General features: G+C 70.1%; 19 protein-coding genes and 1 pseudogene. 10 read left to right on the forward strand and 10 right to left on the reverse strand.

Going from position 1 to position 19,444, the window contains the following annotated elements:
- Positions 1–56 precede the first annotated feature (56 nt).
- From HJG44_RS04095 to HJG44_RS04120, 6 genes are read left to right on the forward strand one after another with little or no spacing between them, the layout of a single operon-like run.
- Positions 57–926, forward strand: coding sequence for a branched-chain amino acid ABC transporter permease (locus tag HJG44_RS04095; protein WP_171217025.1), 870 nt, complete (start codon positions 57–59; stop codon positions 924–926).
- On the forward strand, positions 926–1,918 hold the full coding sequence (locus tag HJG44_RS04100; RefSeq protein ID WP_171217026.1) for a branched-chain amino acid ABC transporter permease: 993 nt from the start codon (positions 926–928) through the stop codon (positions 1,916–1,918). The genes HJG44_RS04095 and HJG44_RS04100 overlap by 1 nt, the downstream gene beginning before the upstream one ends.
- Entirely contained in the window at positions 1,918–2,673 is a 756-nt protein-coding gene (locus tag HJG44_RS04105; protein WP_171217027.1) for an ABC transporter ATP-binding protein, read from the forward strand. Before HJG44_RS04100 ends, HJG44_RS04105 begins: the two co-directional genes overlap by 1 nt.
- Positions 2,666–3,367, forward strand: a complete 702-nt coding sequence (locus tag HJG44_RS04110) for an ABC transporter ATP-binding protein (RefSeq protein ID WP_171217028.1) — start codon at positions 2,666–2,668, stop codon at positions 3,365–3,367. The genes HJG44_RS04105 and HJG44_RS04110 overlap by 8 nt, the downstream gene beginning before the upstream one ends.
- A complete protein-coding gene (locus tag HJG44_RS04115) occupies positions 3,364–4,296 on the forward strand; it encodes an isocitrate lyase/PEP mutase family protein (protein WP_346767081.1) in 933 nt (310 codons plus the stop codon). Before HJG44_RS04110 ends, HJG44_RS04115 begins: the two co-directional genes overlap by 4 nt.
- 12 nt (positions 4,297–4,308) lie before the next feature.
- Positions 4,309–5,715, forward strand: a complete 1,407-nt coding sequence (locus HJG44_RS04120) for an FAD-dependent oxidoreductase (protein WP_171217029.1) — start codon at positions 4,309–4,311, stop codon at positions 5,713–5,715.
- Here the strand turns inward: HJG44_RS04120 and HJG44_RS04125 are convergent, their stop codons facing one another.
- Genes HJG44_RS04125 through HJG44_RS04135 form a run of 3 tightly spaced genes read right to left on the reverse strand, consistent with a single transcriptional unit; the run spans position 5,716 to position 9,161 of the window.
- The gene (locus HJG44_RS04125) at positions 5,716–6,132 is read right to left on the reverse strand and encodes an organic hydroperoxide resistance protein (protein WP_171217030.1); all 417 of its coding nucleotides are present in this window, start codon (positions 6,130–6,132) and stop codon (positions 5,716–5,718) included.
- Between the two features lie 23 nt (positions 6,133–6,155).
- A complete protein-coding gene (locus tag HJG44_RS04130; protein ID WP_171217031.1) occupies positions 6,156–7,154 on the reverse strand; it encodes an NAD-dependent epimerase/dehydratase family protein in 999 nt (332 codons plus the stop codon).
- A gap of 9 nt (positions 7,155–7,163) precedes the next feature.
- Entirely contained in the window at positions 7,164–9,161 is a 1,998-nt protein-coding gene (locus tag HJG44_RS04135; RefSeq protein WP_171217032.1) for an oxidoreductase, read from the reverse strand.
- 119 nt (positions 9,162–9,280) lie between these two features.
- Between HJG44_RS04135 and HJG44_RS23515 the strand changes: the two are divergent.
- Positions 9,281–10,027, forward strand: a pseudogene (locus tag HJG44_RS23515) (SDR family NAD(P)-dependent oxidoreductase); the annotation flags it as partial.
- A gap of 22 nt (positions 10,028–10,049) precedes the next feature.
- Here the strand turns inward: HJG44_RS23515 and HJG44_RS04140 are convergent.
- Together HJG44_RS04140 and HJG44_RS04145 are read right to left on the reverse strand one after the other, a co-directional pair.
- Positions 10,050–10,835, reverse strand: a complete 786-nt coding sequence (locus HJG44_RS04140) for a GntR family transcriptional regulator (RefSeq protein ID WP_171217033.1) — start codon at positions 10,833–10,835, stop codon at positions 10,050–10,052.
- Between the two features lie 64 nt (positions 10,836–10,899).
- Positions 10,900–11,400, reverse strand: a complete 501-nt coding sequence (locus tag HJG44_RS04145) for a MarR family winged helix-turn-helix transcriptional regulator (RefSeq protein ID WP_171217034.1) — start codon at positions 11,398–11,400, stop codon at positions 10,900–10,902.
- Positions 11,401–11,475: 75 nt separating this feature from the next.
- Here HJG44_RS04145 and hmgA point away from each other — a divergent pair, with 75 nt between their 5' ends.
- Together hmgA and fahA are read left to right on the forward strand one after the other, a co-directional pair.
- Entirely contained in the window at positions 11,476–12,828 is a 1,353-nt protein-coding gene (gene hmgA, locus HJG44_RS04150) for a homogentisate 1,2-dioxygenase (RefSeq protein WP_171217035.1), read from the forward strand.
- A gap of 79 nt (positions 12,829–12,907) precedes the next feature.
- Complete coding sequence (fahA, locus tag HJG44_RS04155; RefSeq protein ID WP_171217036.1) at positions 12,908–14,218, forward strand: fumarylacetoacetase; 1,311 nt, start codon at positions 12,908–12,910, stop codon at positions 14,216–14,218.
- Between the two features lie 6 nt (positions 14,219–14,224).
- Here fahA and HJG44_RS04160 read toward each other — a convergent pair whose 3' ends face one another.
- Positions 14,225–14,710 carry an Lrp/AsnC family transcriptional regulator gene (locus HJG44_RS04160; protein ID WP_171217037.1) on the reverse strand — a complete coding sequence of 162 codons (486 nt, stop codon included), beginning with the start codon at positions 14,708–14,710 and terminating at the stop codon, positions 14,225–14,227.
- Between the two features lie 112 nt (positions 14,711–14,822).
- On the opposite strand from HJG44_RS04160, the gene hppD reads away from it, so the two are divergent.
- Positions 14,823–15,938, forward strand: a complete 1,116-nt coding sequence (gene hppD, locus HJG44_RS04165; RefSeq protein ID WP_171217038.1) for a 4-hydroxyphenylpyruvate dioxygenase — start codon at positions 14,823–14,825, stop codon at positions 15,936–15,938.
- 110 nt (positions 15,939–16,048) lie between these two features.
- Here hppD and HJG44_RS04170 read toward each other — a convergent pair whose 3' ends face one another.
- Genes HJG44_RS04170 through HJG44_RS04185 form a run of 4 tightly spaced genes read right to left on the reverse strand, consistent with a single transcriptional unit; the run spans position 16,049 to position 19,442 of the window.
- Entirely contained in the window at positions 16,049–16,864 is an 816-nt protein-coding gene (locus tag HJG44_RS04170; RefSeq protein WP_171217039.1) for an ABC transporter permease, read from the reverse strand.
- Positions 16,864–17,658, reverse strand: coding sequence for an ABC transporter ATP-binding protein (locus tag HJG44_RS04175; RefSeq protein ID WP_171217308.1), 795 nt, complete (start codon positions 17,656–17,658; stop codon positions 16,864–16,866). Before HJG44_RS04175 ends, HJG44_RS04170 begins: the two co-directional genes overlap by 1 nt.
- A gap of 4 nt (positions 17,659–17,662) precedes the next feature.
- Positions 17,663–18,181, reverse strand: a complete 519-nt coding sequence (locus tag HJG44_RS04180; protein WP_171217040.1) for a 3-isopropylmalate dehydratase small subunit — start codon at positions 18,179–18,181, stop codon at positions 17,663–17,665.
- Positions 18,182–18,185: 4 nt separating this feature from the next.
- Positions 18,186–19,442: a 3-isopropylmalate dehydratase large subunit gene (locus tag HJG44_RS04185; protein ID WP_171217041.1), complete on the reverse strand. Its 1,257-nt coding sequence runs from the start codon at positions 19,440–19,442 to the stop codon at positions 18,186–18,188.
- Positions 19,443–19,444: the final 2 nt, after the last annotated feature.

Consider the following 19,444-nt stretch of genomic DNA (forward strand, 5'->3'; position numbering starts at 1 on the left):
AATCCGAAGGTGATGATCCAGTCCTCTAAGACCGTCGCTGAGAAGCGGTACGCCTGATGCTCGGCCTCGTCGTACCGGCGGTCCTGAGCGGCCTGACCACGGGCGCGATCTACGCGCTCGTGGCCCTTGGGCTGACCCTGATCTACGGCGTCCTCCACATCATCAATTTCGCGCATGGCAGCCTGCTCATGGCGGCGCTCTATACGGCGCTGTTCATGAACCTGCGGCTCGGCCTCGATCCCTATGTCGCGCTGCCGGTCGTGGTCGCTATCTTCTTCTGCGCGGGCTACCTGCTGCAGCGCTACGTCATCGACACCTTCAGCCACGGGCGGGACGCCAACATCCTGCTCGCCACGCTCGCGCTGTCGATCATCATCGACAACGGCGCGCTCTACCTTTTCACCTCCAACACCCGCACCATCGACGTCCCCTACGCGTTCGAGATGGTCGAGATCGGGCCGGCCTTCATCCCCCTGCCGAAGCTGGTGGCCTTCCTGGCGGCGCTCGTCTTCGCGGCCCTCCTCTGGCTCCTGATGCGCCATACCCGCCTCGGCGCGGCGATCCGGGCGGTCGCGATCGAGAAGCGCGGCGCCGAGCTGATGGGCATCGACGTCAAGCACACCTACGCGATGTGCTTCGGCATCGGCACCGCCTGCGTCGCGGCCGCGGCCTGCCTGCTCCTGCCGACCTTCTACGTCACGCCGCAGGTCGGCTACGCCTTCGTGCTGGTCGCCTTCACGACGGTGGTGCTCGGCGGCATGGGCTCGCTCGGCGGCGCGCTGGTCGCGGGCCTGTTCCTCGGCGTCGTGGAGGCGCTGTGCGGCCTCTTCCTCGGCGAGACGCTCGGCCAGATCGGCATCTTCGCGGCCTTCATCCTGACCCTGCTGTTCCGGCCCGCGGGCCTCTTTGCGCCGAGGGTGGCCTGATGAGACGTCTCGGCCCCGGCGAGGGCGTGGTGGGCATCCTGCTCGCGCTCGCCGCGATCTCGCCCTTCGTCCTGCCGTCGCAGGCCTGGATCGGCTTCGCCGTGAACGCCGTCCTAATCAGCGTGCTCTCCATCGCCTGGAACGTGACGGGCGGGTTCTGCGGCCAGATGTCCTTCGGGCACGCGGCGCTCTACGGCACCGGCGCCTATGCGGCCGCCATGCTGCAGCTCCGGCTCGGCCTGAACCCCTACCTGGCGGGTATCGTCGGGATCGCGGCGGGCGCCGCCATGGGCGGGTTCATCGGCGCGCTCGCCTTCCGGTACGGGCTGCGCGGCTCCTATTTCGCCCTGGTGACGCTCGCCTTCGCGGAGGTGCTGCGCATCCTGGCGAGCTCCTTCGAGATCACGGGCGCGGGAAGCGGCCTGACGCTGCCGTTCAGGCCGGGCCTGGCGAACCTGCAGTTCCCCGACCGCTATGCCGCCTATGTCTTCGTCCTGATCCTCTGCATCCTGGCGCTCGCGGTCAGCGCCGCCGTCAAGGGCTCGCGCCTCGGCTCGAACATGGTCGCGGTGCGCGAGAACGAGGAGGCGGCGGGCGCCATCGGCATCGACGCGTTCCGGGTCAAGGTGGTCGCCATGATCATCTCGGGCGCGATCGCCGGCGCGGCGGGCGTCGCCTATCTGCAGATCCAGCTCTTCATCGACGCGCCCATCGCCTACGGCTCGCTGATCTCGGTCGAGGCCCTGCTCGGGCCGATCATCGGCGGCGCGGGCACGCTCCTCGGCCCGGTGGTCGGGACGGTCGTGCTCCACATCGTCGGCGAGGTCGTGAAGACGGGGGTCGGCGGGGCGCCGGGCCTGAACCTCGTCTTCTACGGCATCGTCCTCCTGCTGATCCTGCGCTTCCTGCCGAACGGCCTCATGGGGCTGGCCGGCAATCTTCGCTGGCCGGCCCGGACGGCGTCGGCCGCCCGCTCGGCGGAGGCGCGCTGATGCTCTCCGCGCGCGGCATCACCAAGCGCTTCGGCGGCCTCCTCGCGGTCAGCGACGCCTCCATCGAGGTGGCCGAAGGGAAGATCGTCGCCGTCATCGGGCCGAACGGCGCCGGCAAGACGACGCTCTTCGCCATCATGGCCGGGTTCCTCAGGCCGAATGCCGGGACCGTGACCTTCCGGGGCGCGCGGATCGACGGCATGGCGCCGCACCGGATCTGCCGCCTCGGCCTCACCCGCACCTTCCAGATCGTGCAGCCCTTCGCCGGGCTGACCGTGCGCGAGAACATCGCCTGCGGGGCGCATCTGCACCACGCGAAGCGGGCGGACGCCCTCGCGCGCGCGGCCGAGATCGCGGCCCAGGTCGGGATGGAGCGGATGCTCGACCAGCCCGCCCAGGACCTGACCGTCGCCGGACGCAAGCGGCTCGAACTCGCCCGCGCGCTCGCGACAGAGCCGAAGCTCCTGCTCCTCGACGAGGTCATGGCGGGCCTGATTCCGAGCGAGGTCGCCGAGATCATCCCGACGATCCGCAGGATCCGCGATTCCGGCGTGACCATCCTGCTGATCGAGCACGTGATGCAGGCCGTCATGAGCCTCTCGGAGGAGGCCTATGTGTTGAACCAGGGCCGCATCATCGCGCACGGGACCCCGCAGCAGCTCGTGCGCGACCCGCAGGTGATCGAGGCCTATCTCGGCCACGGCGCGGCCGAGCGCCTCCATGCGGGCCATCCGGGGGCCCAGGCCCATGCTTGAGATCGCCGGGCTCAAGGCGGGCTACGGCCCGGTCACCATCCTGCACGACATCGAGATGTCGATCGCGGCGGGCGAGATCGTCGCCGTGCTCGGCTCCAACGGCGTCGGCAAGACGACGCTGAACAACGTCATCTCCGGCATCATCCGGCCGCGCGCCGGCCGGATCCGGTTCGACGGCGAGGACATCACGGCGCGCCGCCCGAAGGACATCGTCGCCATGGGCCTTGCCCAGGTGCCGGAGGGGCGCAGGATCTTCCCGAACCTGACCGTGCGCGAGAACCTCGAGCTCGGCGCCTTCCGCCGGGCCGGGGCCAACCGCGCCCGCAACTTCGAGCGGATGTGCACGATCTTCCCGCGGCTGCGGGAGCGGCTGAACCAGCGCGCCGGGACGCTCTCGGGCGGCGAGCAGCAGATGCTGGCGATCGGGCGGGGGCTGATGTCGGAGCCGAAGCTCGTGATCCTCGACGAGCCGTCGCTCGGCCTCTCGCCGCTCCTGGTCGAGGAGATGTTCGAACTGATCCGGACCATCAACCAGGACGGCCTGGCGGTGCTGCTGGTCGAGCAGAACGTCGTCCAGTCGCTCGCGATCTCGTCCCGGACCTACGTCCTCGAGCAGGGCCGCTTCGCCATCGTGGGCAAGTCGGCCGACGTCCTCAACGACCCGAAGCTGCGCCAGACCTATCTCGGCCTGTGAGCCGCCTCGCCCATAACGAAGAAAGAAAGGGTGCGCCCTTGTCCACTCGCCCGACCGCCCGCCTCCGCGAACTCTTGTCCCGTCCCGGCGCCGTGATGGCGCCCGGCGTCGTCGATCCGCTCTACGCCCGGCTGGTCGCGAAGCACGGCTTCGAGGCCATGTACATGACGGGCGCCGGTACATCGGCGACGCGGCTCGGCATGCCCGATATCGGTCTTCTGACCCTGACCGAGATGGTGGACAACGCGGCCCGGATCGCGTCCGTGTCCGACCTGCCGCTCATCGCCGACGCCGATAACGGCTTCGGCGGGCCGTTCAATGTCCGCCGCGCCGTCCAGGAATACGAGCGCGCGGGCGTCGCGGCGATCCATCTCGAGGATCAGGTCCTGCCCAAGCGCTGCGGCCACCTCGCCGGCAAGCAGCTCATCTCCGCGCCCGAGATGGTGGCGAAGATCAAGGCCGCGACCGATGCCCGGCGCGATGCCGATTTCGTGCTCATCGCCCGCACGGACGCGATCGCCGTGGAAGGGTTCGAGCGGGCGCTGGAGCGGGCCGAGATGTACCGCGAGGCCGGCGCGGACGTGCTCTTCGTCGAGGCGCCCGGGCCTCATCAGCTCGAGGCCATCAACCGGCGCCTGAATTTCCCGACGCTCTACAACATGGCGACGAGCGGCAAGACGCCGTTCCTGAAGCGGGAAGAGATCGAGGCCTACGGCTTCAAGATCATCCTCTACCCGAACTGGCTCCTCCTCTCGGCCATCAAGGCCGCGGAGGGCGCGCTGGAGACGCTGAAGCGCGAGGGCACGATCGCCAGCATCGCCCCGGACCTGCCGAGCTTCCAGGAATTCTTCGACCTCGTCGGCATGCAGGAGGTGCGCGCGCTGGAGGCGCGCTACGGCGTGCCGGACGCGGCGCGGACGGATTACTGAGTCCGCGCGCTCATGGCGATCCGCCCGGCCGCGGAGGCGAGGTTCGAATTCTCCGTACCGGTCCTCGTGATCGGGGCCGGCGCCTGCGGGCTGACGGCGGCGCTGTCCGCCCGCGAGGCGGGCGCGGAGGTGCTGGTGCTGGAGCGCGACCCGCGCCCGTCCGGTTCCACCTCGCTCTCGGCCGGCCTGATCCCGGCAGCCGGAACGCGGCTCCAGCACGAGAAGGGCATTGCGGACAGCCCGGAGATCTTCGCGGCCGATCTCGCCGCCAAGGCCCGGGGCCGGAACGACCCAGCGGTCGTGCGCGCCGTCGCGGAGGCCTCCGGCCCGACGATCGACTGGCTCGTCGCGTCCCAGGGCCTCGACCTGCATCTCGTCGAGGGGTTCACCTATCCCGGCCATTCCCGCCTGCGCATGCACGGCCCGAAGACGCAGACGGGCGCGGACCTGGAAGCCATGCTGCTCGGCGCGGCCGAGCGTGCCGGCATCGACATCCTGACGGGCGCCTCCGTCGAGGACCTGTTCGCCGACGAGACCGGGCGCGTGGTCGGCGCGGGCTTCCGGCGGCCGGACGGCACGGCGGAGGCGGTCGGCTGCGAGGCCCTCGTGCTCGCCTGCAACGGCTTCGGCGGCAACCCGGATCTCGTCCGCCGCCACATCCCCGAGATGGCGGAGGCCGAGTATTGCGGCCACGCCTCCAATACGGGGGACGCGCTCCGCTGGGGCCTCGCCCTCGGCGCGGCCGCTGCCGATCTCGGCTCCTACCAGGGCCACGGCTCGGTGCCGCGGCCGCATTCCGCCCCGCTCACCTGGGCGGTCATCACGCTCGGCGGCTTCCAGGTGAACGCGCAGGGGAAGCGCTTCGCGAACGAGATGCGCGGCTATTCCGAACATGCCGAAGAGGTCCTGAAGCAGCCCGGCCGCTTCGCCTGGGACATCTACGACGCGCGCTGCGAGGCGCCCGCGCTCGCCTTCCACGACTACCGGGAGTTCAAGCGCCTCGGCGCCATCAAGGAGGCGGGCAGCGTGCGGGAGCTGGCCGCCGTCACGGGGCTTTCCGAAGCGGCCCTCGCCGACACGCTTCGCAACGTCGAGGATTGCGCCGCCGGACGCGCGCAGGATCCGTTCGGGCGCGACTTCACCAAGAACCCGCCGCTCGCGCCGCCCTACCGGGCGGCGAAGATCACGGGCGCCCTGTTCCATACCCAGGGCGGGCTCGCGATCGACGCCGGGGCGCGCGTGCTGCGGCCGGGCGGCGCGAAGCTGCCGAACCTCTTCGCGGGCGGCGGCGCGGCGCGCGGCCTCTCCGGTCCGTCCGCGTGGGGCTATCTCTCCGGCAACGGCCTGCTCTCGGCCGTCGTGCTCGGCCGCATCGCCGGGCTGTCCGCGGCCGCGCTGGTCGGCGCCGCCGCAGGCTGATCAGCGCGCCAGCGTGAGCTTCACGTCCACGTTCCCGCGCGTGGCGTTGGAATAGGGGCAGGTCCTGTGCGCCTGCTCGAGCAGGGCCCGGGCCTGGTCCTCCGGCAAGGCGGGCAGGGATACCAGGAGCTCGGCCGTGATCCCGTAGGCGCCTCCCTCCATCATGGCGAGCCCGACCTTCGCGGTCACCTGCGGGGTGCCGATGTCGAGCTTCTGCTGACGGGCCAGGTGATCCATCGTGCTCGCGAAACAGGCCGCATAGCCGACCGCGAAGAGCTGCTCGGGATTGGTGCCGCCGCCCGGCCCGCCCATCTCCTTCGGCCGCGCGAGCCTGAGGTCGAGCTCCCCGTCCGAGCTCCGGGCGGTTCCGTTGCGGCCGCCGGTCGCGACCGCTTCGGCCGTGTAGATCACTTTCATGGTTCTCTCTCCGGGTGGTGACATCAGGAGCGCGGGGCGAGGAGCGCCGGATGCTCGGCGGCCCAGGCCGCATAGGCTGCCGCGCCTTCGGGCGGCGGACGGAAGACCGGACCGAACTCGGCCTCGAACCGGGCGGGGCTCGGCGGCGAGAGGCGGGGGCGGTCCAGCGCGTCGTTGTAGGCGACGGAGGGCGCCTCGCCCGGGCCGCCGCGCCGCCAGGACCAGCCCGGGAACCGCTCCGCCAGCGCGCGGCACAGCAATTCGGGGTGCCAGGTCCGGCCGCAGCCGAGATTGTAGAGGTCGTGCGCCGGTCGCTCGGCCCGAAGCAGCGTGACCAGCGCGCGGGCGATCTCCGGGCCGGGCGTCCAGTCGCGGGAGCCGCCATCCGCAATGGTGACCGCTTCGCCGCGCAGAGCCGCGGCGGCGATCTGGAGCGGCGGGCTCAGCGTGTCGCGCAGGCCCGTGTCGTGCTCCCAGGGACCGTAGATCGCGGTGAGCCGGGTGCGCAGGACGTCGAGGCCCCGCGCGTCGCGGACCTGCACCGCCATCCGCTCCGCCGCGAGCTTCGTGATCGCGTAGAGGCTGGCGGGCCGGGGAGGGGTCTCCTCCGTGACCGGTTCAGCCCCGAAGGGCGCATCGCCATAGACGGCGCCCGAGCTCGTCAGGACGAAGCGCTCGACCCCGGCCCCGAGCGCGCCGAGGAGGAGGGCGTTCGTGCCCGCGACGTTGACGTCGATCACCCGCGTGGCGCGGCTCGGATCGGCATCCGGACCGGCCGTGATCGCCGCCGTGTGCAGCACGCGCCGGATCGCGTGTCGGGCAAGGACGCTTCGCAGGAAGGCTGGATCGCAGATGTCGCCGATCTCGACCGAGAGGCGGCCCGGCAGCGTCCGGAAGACGCGCAGCGCCTCCGGATGGAGCGGCCCCAGCGAGAGGGCGACCACGCGCTCGCCCTCGGCCAGAAGCTGCTCGGCGACGTTCAGGCCGATGAAGCCGCCCGCGCCCGTGATCAGGGTTGTCATCTCAGCCCCTCAGATGGCACGTCCCGCCTCGTGACCCTCGTAGACCGCCTCCATGGCGGTGCGGGGCGCGAGGCAGTCGCCGACGAGCTTCAAGGGAATCCCGGCCTGAGCGAGGGGCGCGCGAAGCTCGTCGGACGCGGCGTTGTACCGGGCGAGGATCACGGACGAGAATCCGCGGAGGGCCTCGATCTCGCCGCAGGACACGTCCTCGACCGCGAGCGTCGCACCGTCGAACGAGAGCACCTTGCGGAGCGTCGCGATCCTCACGCGCTTCTCGCGCAGCCGCTTGGTCCAGGCGAGCGTCGAGTAGATCGTCGTGCGCCAGGCGAAGCCGGCGACGGGCGAGAACACGGTGACGCGCTTGCCGAGGCCGGCCAGGTGCGCGATCGCCGAGAGGGAGGCCCACTCGCCGGTGAGATCCGCGAAGGCGACGGTCTCGCCGAGCGCGTCGGGGTCGGCGAGCGCGGCCTCTACCGTGAAGACCGGCCCGCCGCCCGGCAGGGCCGGGGCGAGCGGCCGCGAGCCGGTCGCGAGCACGACGAGGTCCGGCCGGCTCGCGACGATCTCGTCCGCCCTGGCCTCGCGGCCGAGCTCGACGGCGACGCCGAAGCGCGCGAGCTGGCGCTCCTGGAAGGCGAGGAGGTCGAAGAAGGCGTGGCGGGACGGCATGGCCCGGAGATGGTTCAGCTGTCCTCCGAGGCGGTCCGCGCGCTCGACGAGACGGACCCTGTGCCCGCGCGCCGCCGCGACCCAGGCCATCTCCAGCCCGGCCGGCCCGCCGCCGATCACGACGACGTTCTTCGGCTCCGGTGCCGGGTCCGTACTCGGCTCGCGCCAGGCGCCCTCGAGTCCGGCCTCGGGGTTCACGAGGCAGCGCACCGCCATGTTCTTCTCGAGCATTCCGGCGCAGCCCTGGTTGCAGGCGATGCAGGCGCGGATCTCGTCCGTGCGGCCCTCGACCGTCTTCCGGACGATCGCGGGCTCCGCGATATGGGCGCGGGCCATCCCGACCATGTCGGCCGCGCCCGCCGCGATCGTCTCCTCCGCCTCGGCGAGCGTGCGGTATCGGCAGACCGTGAAGACCGGGACCTCGTGCCCGGCCTGCCGGAGCGCCCCGCGGATGCCGGCTGGGAGATGCCGGAACATGGCGGGATCGAAGCTCATGTCCGCCATCTGCGTCGCGAGCGAATAGCTCGCGTGGTAGGCCGAGTGGCTGACATTGACGAAGTCGAGCTTCACCGCCCCGGCGAAGCGGCTGGCGACCTCCGCCATCTCGTCGGGATGGAGCCCGTCTTCGAGGTACTCCTCGGCGCTGATGCGGATGCCGAGCGTGTAGTCCGGACCGACCGCCTCGCGCACCGCCCGCAAGACCGCGAGCGGGAACCGCATGCGGTTCTCGAGCGGCCCGCCATAGGCGTCCTCGCGGCCGTTCGAGACCGGCGAGAGGAATTGCTGCAGGAGATGTCCGTGCGCGACCTGGACCTCGATCCCGTCGAGCCCGGCCTCGATCAGGTTGCGGGCCGTCGCGACATGGGCCTCGACCACGCTCGCCATGTCGTCCTCGGTCATGGCGTGCGGCATGGCCGAAGTGGCCGACCAGCGGATCGGGGAGGGACCCCAGGACACGGTCCGCTCGAAATCGCCGTCCACCTGCCGGCCGAGATGGATGATCTGGCCGAGAAGCCGCGCCCCCTCGGCCCGGACCGCCTCGCCGATGCGGGCGAAGGCCGGGATGCAGCGCCGGTCGAAACCGGCCACCGCCTGCGGGCGGCCGACGCAGTTCTGCTGCACCCGGATCGATTCGAAGATGATCGCGCCGACCCCGCCGCGGGCCCGGGCGCGGTGATATTCGAGGTGTCGCTCGGACGGCAGGTGGTCCTCGCCGAAATTGGTCGTGTGCGCCGGCACGAAGATGCGGTTGCGCAGCGTCAGGGCGCCGATCCGGATCGGCGCCAGCACATGCGGATAGGGTTCCGGCCCACCGGGGGCCCTGGTCTCGGACAGCATGCGTTCCTCAGCCGGCTCGTCCGCGCTCGCGCGGGCTATCGTCCGGTACGCATAATGTCATATCAATAAGACCGGACGCGTCGAGTCCGCGCCTGCCCAGATTGCGAGCACCACGCCTCATGACCGACCAATCCGCTCTCTCGGGCCGTATCGCGGTGATCACGGGGGCGGCCGGCGATATCGGCCATGCCATCGCGGCGCGGTTCGCGGCGGCGGGTGCGGGTCTGGCCCTGCTCGATCTCGACGCCGATGCCGCCGGCCGCCTCGCGCAAGGGTCGGAGCTCCCGCCCGGCCGGTCTCTCGCGCTCGGCTGCGACGTGTCGGACGAAGCCTCGGTCGAGCGCACGGTCGCGGCGGTGCTGGAGCGGTTCGGGCGCATCGACATCCTGGTCAACAACGCCGCCGCGCTGACGCCGCTCGCTCCCGTGGCCGATGTGCCGGCCGCCGCCTGGAGGCAGGCGATCGACGTCAACCTGACCGGCGCCTTCCTGATGGCGCGCGCCTGCCTTCGCCCGATGCGGAAGGCCGGCCGCGGCGTCGTCATCAACATCGCGTCGCAGCTCGCCCATGTGACCACGCCGGGCCGCGCTCCGTACAGCGCCTCCAAGGCGGGGCTGCTGTCGCTGACGCGCAGCATCGCGCTCGACCACGCGGCGGAGGGAATCCGGGCCGTCAGCCTCTCGCCCGGCGCCGTGATGACGGGCCGCCTCACGCGGCTCATCGGCTCGCCCGACGAGGTCGCGGCGGCGCTCGCGCCCGGCTATCCGGCCGGCCGGATCGGCCGGCCGGAGGAGGTCGCCGCGGCCGCGCTCTTCCTGGCGAGCGACGCGGCCGGGTTCGTGAACGGGTCGGACCTGGTGATGGACGGCGGCTACACGGCGCGCTCAGTCAGACCTCGGGCTTCTGCTGGTAGCGCCAGAGATTCGGGCTGCCGCTGCCGTCGCGCGACATCGACAGGCGCACCTCGTACTGGTCGGGCCGATAGAGCGCGCTCAGATACTCGATCGGGCGGCGCTTCTCGTCCCGCACCGTGCGGGTGAGCGCGATCAGCGGCTGCCCGACCTGAACGCCGAGCAGGGGCGCCGAGAAGGCGTCGGCGAGCTTCGCCGTGATCGTGCTGTCGGCCGAATCGACCCGGGCGCCGCCGCGCTCGAGTAGCCGGATCAGCGATCCTGAGGCCAGCTCCTCGCGCGTATAGGTCCGCCCGAGCGCGGCCGGGACGTGGGTGGTCAGGAGCGACACCGGCACGCCCTCGCGCGAGCGCGTGCGCACGGCCTTCTGCACCGAGCCGCCCTCCTCGATCTCGAGCGTCGCGGCGACGATCGGCGAGGCCGGGATGTACTCGAAGGAGTGCAGGGTGACGGTGGTATGCTCGGCATAGGACGAGAGGTTGTCCGCGAGCCCCGAGAGCTGGCCGGTGATCGGCGTGCCGAGAGCGCCCGAACGCGCGAAGGTGCCGCGCCCGCGCCGCCGCTCGATGAGCCCGTCCGCCGTCAGCATCTCCATCGTGCGGCGCACGGTGATCCGGGAGACGCCGTGCTGCTTGGAGATCTCCAGCTCCCCCGGCAGCGGGACCTCGGCCGGAAAGCGGCCGTCCTCGATCTGCTGGCGCAGCACGAGATAGAGCCGGTGGTAGAGCGGAACGGGGCCGGCACCCTGATCGTCGCGATCCATGCCGGCCGATTAGCATGTCCTAGGGATATAACATACTGGGGCGGGGCAGCGGGCCACAGGACGTTCAGCCGTTACCGTTCTCCGGGAGAGCGCCGCCCAGCTCGCGCGAGCGGCGCATGACGAGGTCGATCAGCCGGTCGAGATGCGCCCGGTCGGCGGCGGACAGTCCGGCCGTCAGCCGCTCGACATGCGCCAGAGCGAGCGGAACGATCTTCCGGTAGAGGCGCTCGCCTTCGGGCGTCAGCACCAGGAAGGCCTCGCGCAGATCCGCCTCGTTCCGACGCCGCCGGACGAGGCCGCGGCCCTCGAGCGCGGCGACGGCGCGGCTCACCTTCACCTTGCCCATGCGCGAATGCGCGCCCACCGCCTTGGCCGTCATGGAGCGAAACTCGCCGAGCGTGGCCAGAACCCGCCATTCGGGCACCGAGATGCCGAAGCGGGTGCCGTAGCTCCGGGCCAGGCCTTCGCTCACGGTCTCGGCCAGCACGTTCAGCCGATAGGGCAGGAACTCGGACAGCCGCAGCGCAGGCTCGCGGTCGGGGTCCGGACGGAGTGCGCTTGACATCGGGCCGTGGCGGGATATTCGAGAGGGAGATCGTTACATCTGAAACTAATTCGCCGAGCAGGGGAGGGCAACGTCATGAATGTCCAGACACCGGCCGCCTTCGGCCATGTCGCCACCGGCTCCGGCATCACCCCGGGCTACATGTCCGGCTTCGGCAACGGCTTCGAGACGGAGGCGCTGCCGGGGGCCCTGCCGGTCGGCCGCAACTCGCCGCAGAAATGCCCCTACGGCCTCTATGCGGAGCAGCTCTCCGGCTCGCCCTTCACGGCGCCGCGAACGACGAACGAGCGCTCCTGGCTCTACCGGATACGCCCGACCGTCTCGCATTGGGGCGCGTTCAAGAAGGTCGATAACGGGCTCTGGCGCACGGCCCCGGCGCATGAGGCCGATCTGCCGATCGCGCCGCTGCGCTGGGACCCGATCGAGATCCCGGCCGAGCCGCTCTCCTTCATCGAAGGACTGCGCACGATGACGACCTGCGGCGATGCGGGCAGCCAAGCCGGCATGGGCGCGCATCTCTTCTTCGTCACCCGCTCGATGCAGGACGAGTATTTCTACAACGCCGACGGCGAGATGCTCTTCGTCCCGCAGCAGGGCGAGCTCCGCCTCGCGACGGAGTTCGGCATCATCGACATCGAGCCGGGCGAGATCGCGGTGATCCCGCGCGGCGTGAAGATCCGGGTCGAGCTCCTGAACGGACCGGCGCGCGGCTATCTGTGCGAGAATTACGGCGGCGCCTTCACGCTGCCCGAGCGCGGCCCGATCGGCGCGAACTGCATGGCCAACCAGCGCGACTTCCTGACGCCCGTGGCGGCCTACGAGGACCGCGACGCGCCCTCGCGCATGTTCGTGAAATGGGGCGGGCAGCTCTGGGCCTGCGACCTCGACCATTCGCCGCTCGACGTCGTCGCCTGGCACGGCAACTACGCGCCCTACAAGTACGATCTCCGGAAGTATTCGCCGGTCGGGCCGATCCTGTTCGACCATGCCGACCCGTCCATCTTCACGGTCCTGACCTCTCCCTCGGAGACGCCCGGCACGGCGAATATCGACTTCGTGCTGTTCTCGGACCGGTGGCTGGTCGCCGAGAACACGTTCCGGCCGCCCTGGTACCACATGAACGTCATGAGCGAGTTCATGGGCCTGGTCTACGGCGTCTACGACGCCAAGACCGGCGGCGGCTTCGCGCCGGGCGGCGTCTCGCTCCACAACATGATGCTGCCGCACGGCCCCGACCGCGACGCCTTCGAGCGGGCGTCGAATGTCGAGCTGAAGCCGCACAAGCTGGAAGGCACGCTCGCCTTCATGTTCGAGACGCGCTTCCCGCAGCGGGTGACGCGGTTCGCGGCCGAGCACCCCGCCTTCCAGCGGAGCTATGCCGGCTACGGCCGCGCGCTCGAGAAGCATTTCGACCCGACGCGACCCTAGACAATCCCGCCCGCCCCGGCGAAAGCCGGGGCCCAACTGAACGGATGCCGGCTTTCGCCGGTATGGGCGGGAGGATGCCATGGGTGGCGCGAGGCTGGACGGCACGCACGATCCGGCGCTGCGAAGCTGGGTGCCGTCCGCGGACGGGCATCCCGATTTCCCGATCCAGAACCTCCCGCTCGGGATCTTCTCGCCTACGGGCGGCGCGAGGCGGGCGGGCATCGCCATCGGCGACCGGATCCTGGACCTCCGGGGGATCGCCGGGCTCCTGTCCGGCGAGGCCGCGCGTTTCGTCGAGGCGGCGGGCGAGACGCTGAACGGGGCGCTCGCGCTCGGGGCGGGGCCGCGCCGCGCGCTGCGGCTCCGCATCTGCGAACTCCTGCGGCAGGGCTCGCCCGAGCGGGCCGGGATCGAGCCGCACCTGCACGAGGCCGCCTCCTGCACGCTCCATCTCCCGGCGGCGGTCGGCGACTACACCGACTTCTATGTCGGCATCCATCACGCGACGAATGTCGGGCGGCAGTTCCGCCCCGACAATCCGCTGCTGCCGAACTACAAATGGGTGCCGATCGGCTATCACGGGCGCGCCTCCTCCGTGGTCCCGTCCGGGACGCCGGTGCGGCGGCCCAACGGCCAGCGCAAGCCCGCCGCGGAGACGGTCCCGAGCTTCGGGCCCTCCCGCAACCTCGATTACGAGCTCGAGCTCGGCATCTGGATCGGGCCCGGAAACGAGCTCGGCGAGCCGGTCCCGATCGGGGAGGCCGCCGATCGCATCGCGGGCTACTGCCTGCTCAACGACTGGTCGGCGCGCGACATCCAGGGCTGGGAATACCAGCCGCTCGGACCCTTCCTGGCCAAGAATTTCGCCACGACGATCTCGCCCTGGATCGTGACCCCGGAGGCGCTCGCGCCCTTCCGCGCGCCGCAGGCGCCGCGCCCGGACGGCGACCCGGCACCGCTGCCCTACCTGGCCGACGAGGCGGATGCGGCCTCAGGTGCGCTCGCGATCGAGCTGGAGGCGCTGCTCGTCACGGCCGACATGAAGGCGAAGGGGATGGCGCCGCACCGGCTCGCGCTCTCGGATGCGCGCCACATGTACTGGACGGCCGCGCAGCTCGTGGCGCACCATGCCAGCGGCGGCTGCAACCTCCGGCCCGGAGACCTTCTCGGCAGCGGGACGCTGTCCGGCCCGGACCGGGCCTCCTGCGGCTCGCTGCTCGAGGCGACGAATGGCGGCCGCGAGCCGATCGCCCTGCCCTCGGGCGAGGAGCGGCGCTTCCTTCAGGACGGCGACGAGGTGATCCTCTCGGCGCGCTGCCGCCGCGAGGGTTTCGCGCCGATCGGCTTCGGCGAATGCCGGGGCGCCATCCTGCCGGCCCCGTCCGCCTGAGGCCGCTCAGCCGGCGCGCCCGGGGAGCGGCAGCGGCGCGGCGGCCTTCAGGGTGTGCAGCACGACGGAGGTCTGGACCTGGGCGACGCTGTCGTCCGGCAGCAGCTCCTCGTTGACGACGGCCGAGAGCGCCTTCAGGTCCGGCACGATCATCTTCAGCAGGTAGTCGCTGTCGCCCGTCATGGCATGCGCCTCCAGCACGCAGGGGAGGCGGCGCACGAGCTCGGCGAAACGGCGGGCATTGTCCCGGTTATGGGCCGCCAGCCGGACCTTGGTGAAGACGAGCACGTCGAGGCCGAGCATCTCGCGGTCGAGCTCGGCCCGGTAGCCGCGGATCAGGCCGCTCTCCTCCAGCCGGATGCGCCGCCGCGAGCACTGGCTCGGCGACAGCCGCACCTTGTCGGCCAAGTCCTGGTTGCCGAGCCGGCCGTCCTCCTGGAGGGCCGCCAGGATGCGCAGGTCGAAACCGTCGAGCGTGATCGATGCAGTCATGGCCGGCCTCGATCATGCACGATCCGTGCGCCTCCTGGCCAGTGGCGGCTCAATTTCGCACGCATCCCGCGGGCCGGATATGCTTCTCTGGCCTCCCAGCAAGGAGGCCGCCATGGGACCCTATCCGCACGATGCGCCGCCCCCGGCCATCGACGCCCAGAACCCGATGGGGACGGACGGGTTCGAGTTCGTCGAATACGCCCATCCCGATCCGCAGGAGCTGCACCGGCTGTTCCGGGCCATGGGCTTCTCGCCCGTCGCGAAGCACCGGACCCGGGCGATCACGCTCTATCGCCAGGGCGACGTGAACTACCTCGTCAACGAGGAGCCCGGCACGCATGGGCACAACTTCGTCGCCGCGCACGGCCCCTGCGCGCCCTCCATGGCCTTCCGCGTCGTCGATGCGCGCGCCGCCTATGAGCGCGCCCTCGCGCTCGGCGCCGAGCCGGCCGACCCGGCGGACGGGGCGAAGACGCTCGATGTTCCGGCCGTGAAGGGGATCGGCGGCTCGCTGCTCTATTTCGTGGACCGCTACGGCCGCAAGGGCTCCCCCTACGCGGCCGAGTTCGACTGGCTCGGCGAGCCGGATCCGCGGCCCGAGGGCTACGGCCTGTATTATCTCGACCACCTGACCCACAATGTCCGGCGCGGCCGCATGGACGTCTGGGCCGGCTTCTACGAGCGCATCTTCAACTTCCGCCAGATCCGCTACTTCGACATCGAGGGAAAGCTCACCGGCCTCTATTCCAAGGCGCTGACCAGCCCCGACGGCAAGATCCGCATCCCGATCAACGAGGATGCGGGTGACAACGGCCAGATCGAGGAATACCTGCACGCCTATAACGGCGAGGGCATCCAGCACATCGCCTGCGGCTGCCGCGACATCTACGCGACGATCGAGGCGCTGCGGGCCAACGGCGTCGCCTTCATGCCCTCGCCGCCGCCGGTCTACTACAAACGCGTCGACAGGCGCGTGCCGGGCCACGGCGAGCCGCTCGACCGCATGGAGCGGAACGGCATCCTCATCGACGGCGAGGGCGTGGTCGAGGGCGGCTACACGAAGGTGCTGCTGCAGCTCTTCTCCGCCAATGCGATCGGGCCGATCTTCTTCGAGTTCATCCAGCGCAAGGGCGACGAGGGCTTCGGCGAGGGCAACTTCAAGGCGCTCTTCGAATCGATCGAGGAGGACCAGATCCGCCGCGGCGTGCTGAAGGAGAAGGCGGCTTAGCTGCTAGCCGCTTTCGAGTGAGAGGCGTCGAAAACGGACCTGTGCCGGATAACGCCTCGGCCGCGTCACGGCATCTCGAGCGCCAACCTCGACCGCAGCCTGCCAAATCTTCAATAGTCGCCGGATCGGGCGGACGCGGTCCAGAACACGAGGCGGCGCTGGAGCCATTCCATCACGAGGTGGAGCGTGATCCCCATGATCGCGAGGCAGACGAGCACGCCGAAGATCCCGGCCGTGTCGAGGTTCACGTTGGCCTGCAGGATCAGATTGCCGAGCCCGACCTTGGAACCGACGAACTCGCCAACGATCGCGCCCAGGATGCTGAAAACAATGGCAACCTTCAGCCCGGCGAAGATGGTCGGCAGCGCGCTCGGAAGGCGCGCCATGCGAAAGGTCTGCCACTTGGTTGCCTTGAGCGAGCGCATGAGCTCGATCTTCTCGGCGTCGATCGAGCGGAGGCCTGCGATGACGTTCACGAGGATCGGGAAGAACGCCACCGTGGCGGCGATGAAGATCTTTGAGGTGATGCCGAACCCGAACCAGATGATAAGCAGCGGCGCAATGGCGATCTTGGGCGTGGTCTGGATCACGATGAGGTAAGGGTAGAGCGTCCGTTCAATGATCCGCGACTGCGCGATCAGCGTTCCGAAGAGGGTCCCAAGGAAAGCCGCGATGAAGAACCCGAGCAGCGCCTCCGAGAGAGTGTAGGCGGCGTGGGCGAGATACGAACCGCTAGTGACGCCCGACCAGAAGGCCGTCGCGACCTGCCCCGGCGCCGGGATGACATAATCGGGGATTGCCAAGCCCTTCACCACGCCATGCCAGGAGCCGATGATCAGCACAAAGAGGAGCGGGATCAGGACGATCTCCGGGCGGCGGCGCAAGAGCCCCGGGGCAGGCCCGGTGGAGTAGTCACTGCTGTCCATCAATCGAGTCCCTTGGCGTTGAAATGCGCCCGGATCTGTCGAACGTAGACGCCGAAACGGTCGGTGTTGACGATGTCGATGTCCCGCTGCGCCGGAAGCTCGACATCGATGACCTCGGCTATGCGACCAGGCCGCGGCGTCATGACGACCACGCGCTCGCCGAGAAAGACCGCCTCCGGGATCGAGTGGGTGACGAACAGGATCGTGGTCCCGGCCTCGCGCCAGATGCGCATGATCTCGAGATTCATCGTATCGCGCGTCATGGCGTCGAGCGCCCCGAAGGGCTCATCCATGAGCACGACGGACGGCTCGTGCACGAGGGAGCGCGCGATGGCGACGCGCTGCTGCATGCCGCCCGAGAGCTCGAACGGATACTTGGCCGCGAAGTCGCTGAGGCCGACGATCTCCAGCAGCTCCAGCGCCCGCGCGCGGCTCTTCGCAGGCGGCAGCCGTAGCACTTCGGCGGGCAGCAGCACGTTGTCGAGGACCGTGCGCCAGGGAAACAGGACCGGTGTCTGGAAGACGATTCCCATGTCGCGCTGTGGTCCCGAGATCTCCTGCCGGCGCATCAGCAGTCTGCCACGCGTTCGCGGGATCAGGCCTGCGACGAGGCGCAGCATCGTGGACTTGCCGCAGCCGGACGGGCCGACGATCGTCAAGAACTCGCCCGTGCCGATCTCGAGCGAGACGGGTGCGAGAGCCTGGACGGGATTTCCGTCGCGCGCCGCATAGACCTTTTCGATCTCCTGGAGCTGGATGATCGGCGTCCTTGCGGCTTCGGCAGGACGTGGCATGAGCTTAACCGCTGCCGGCATGGGATGATGATCTCGCGCTCTGCTGCTTGGCGTACTCGAACCCGCCCCCGGCCTCGATGATCTCCATGAGGAAGGGCGGCAGAGGCTCGGCCTTGAAGGTCTTGTCCGTGGTACGGATCTCGCCCGTCGCGAAGTCGACAGCGAGTTCGTCCGCGTCCCGGATCGCGCAATAGGTCTCGTCGTCGATCGTCAGCACCGGAACGCCCATGAAGACGGTCAGCCGGTAGGGGCCGCGCGACAGCGAGCGGCAGATGAGGCCGAGGCCCATCGCCTTCATGGCGATGAAGGGATGGCTGTGGACGCTCCCGTGCGCGAAATGCGCGCCGGCGACGATGATGTCGCCGGGTTTGGCCGATCGGGCGAGGTCCGGACTCACCTCCGCCAGAAGGTGCTGCCGCAGATAGTCCGGCTCGAAATTGAACACGTGCGGCGGCGCGATGAGCTGGTCGCTGGAGACGCCGTCGGGCAGCTTCCAGCACCGGCCGTGATAGGGCGTCAGCATCGTCTCAGCTCCGCACGTAGCTGCGCGGATCGGCGATCCGCCCGGCGATCGCGGACGCCGTTACCGTGAGGGCGCTCGCGAGGAAGATCTCCGCTTCGCTGCTTCCCATCCGGCCGGGGTCGTTGCGGGTGCTGGTCGAGATTCGGCGCTCACCCGGGCAGAGCTGCGCCGTGCCGCCGAAGCAGGGGCCGCATGTAGGCGCCGCGACGGCCGCCCCGGCATCGATGAAGCGATTGAGCAGGCCCTCGCGCATGGCCTGCTGGAAGACGCGCTTCGTCGAGGGGATGACGAGCATCTTCACGCCCGGATGGACGCGGCGCCCATCCAGCATCGCGGCGGAGGCGCGCAGGTCCTCGATCGTGCCGGATGCGCAGGAGCCGAGATATGCGTGCTGGATCTCCATCCCGCCGAGTTCGAGGACAGAGCGTACATGAGTGGGGGAGGGCGGGATGGAGATCTGCGGGGCGAGGCCGGCGAGATCGACCGATATCTCGTGCGCAAAGCTCGCATCTGCATCGCTCGTCATCATCTCGGCGTCGGCGACCCCGAGGCTTCGCAGAGCCGCGACTGTAGTGTCGTCGGCCGGCACGACGGCCGATTTCGCGCCAATGTCGATGCACAGCCCGCAGAGGGTCATGCGGTCCCAGAACGGGATGTGCCGCAGGCCCTCCCCATGAAACTCGACGATGCGATAGCTCGCTGTCTCTTCGTCGAGCTGCCGCATGGTTGCCAGCGCGACATCGCGGGCGCTCACGCCTGGGCTCGGCATCCCCGTAATCGTGACGCGGATCGTCTCCGGCACCCGGACCCAGATCTGGCCGGCCGCCATCATCAGGGCCGTCTCGAAGCCGAACGGAATCCCGATCGCGCCGGCGCCGCCAATCACCGCGGTATGGCTGTCCGCCGCCGCCACGAACATGCCCGGCCGGACGAGCCCGCGCTCGACGATCAACGGATGCGTGATGCCTTCGCTGTCGAAGAGGTGCCCGACGCCGAGCTCCGCCGCCATCTCGCGCGTGATGCGGTTTCGGTCCGCGCCCGCCTGGGAATGTGCCGGCACCTCGTGGTCGATCGCGACGACGACGCGCTCCGGCCGGGCGAGCTTGTCCATGCCGAGCCCGCGCAGGCGGCGCACATAGGCCGGAAAGGCGACCTCGGGTGTCGTGACGAGATCGGGCGAGCACCAGACGACCTCGCCCGGCATCACCCTCTCGCGCCCGCTCGTACGGGCGAAGATCTTCTGGCTGAGGGTCTGGCCCATGG

Origin of the sequence: Enterovirga aerilata (assembly GCF_013044135.1) — a bacterium.
Taxonomy (GTDB): Bacteria; Pseudomonadota; Alphaproteobacteria; order Rhizobiales; family Beijerinckiaceae; genus Enterovirga; species Enterovirga aerilata.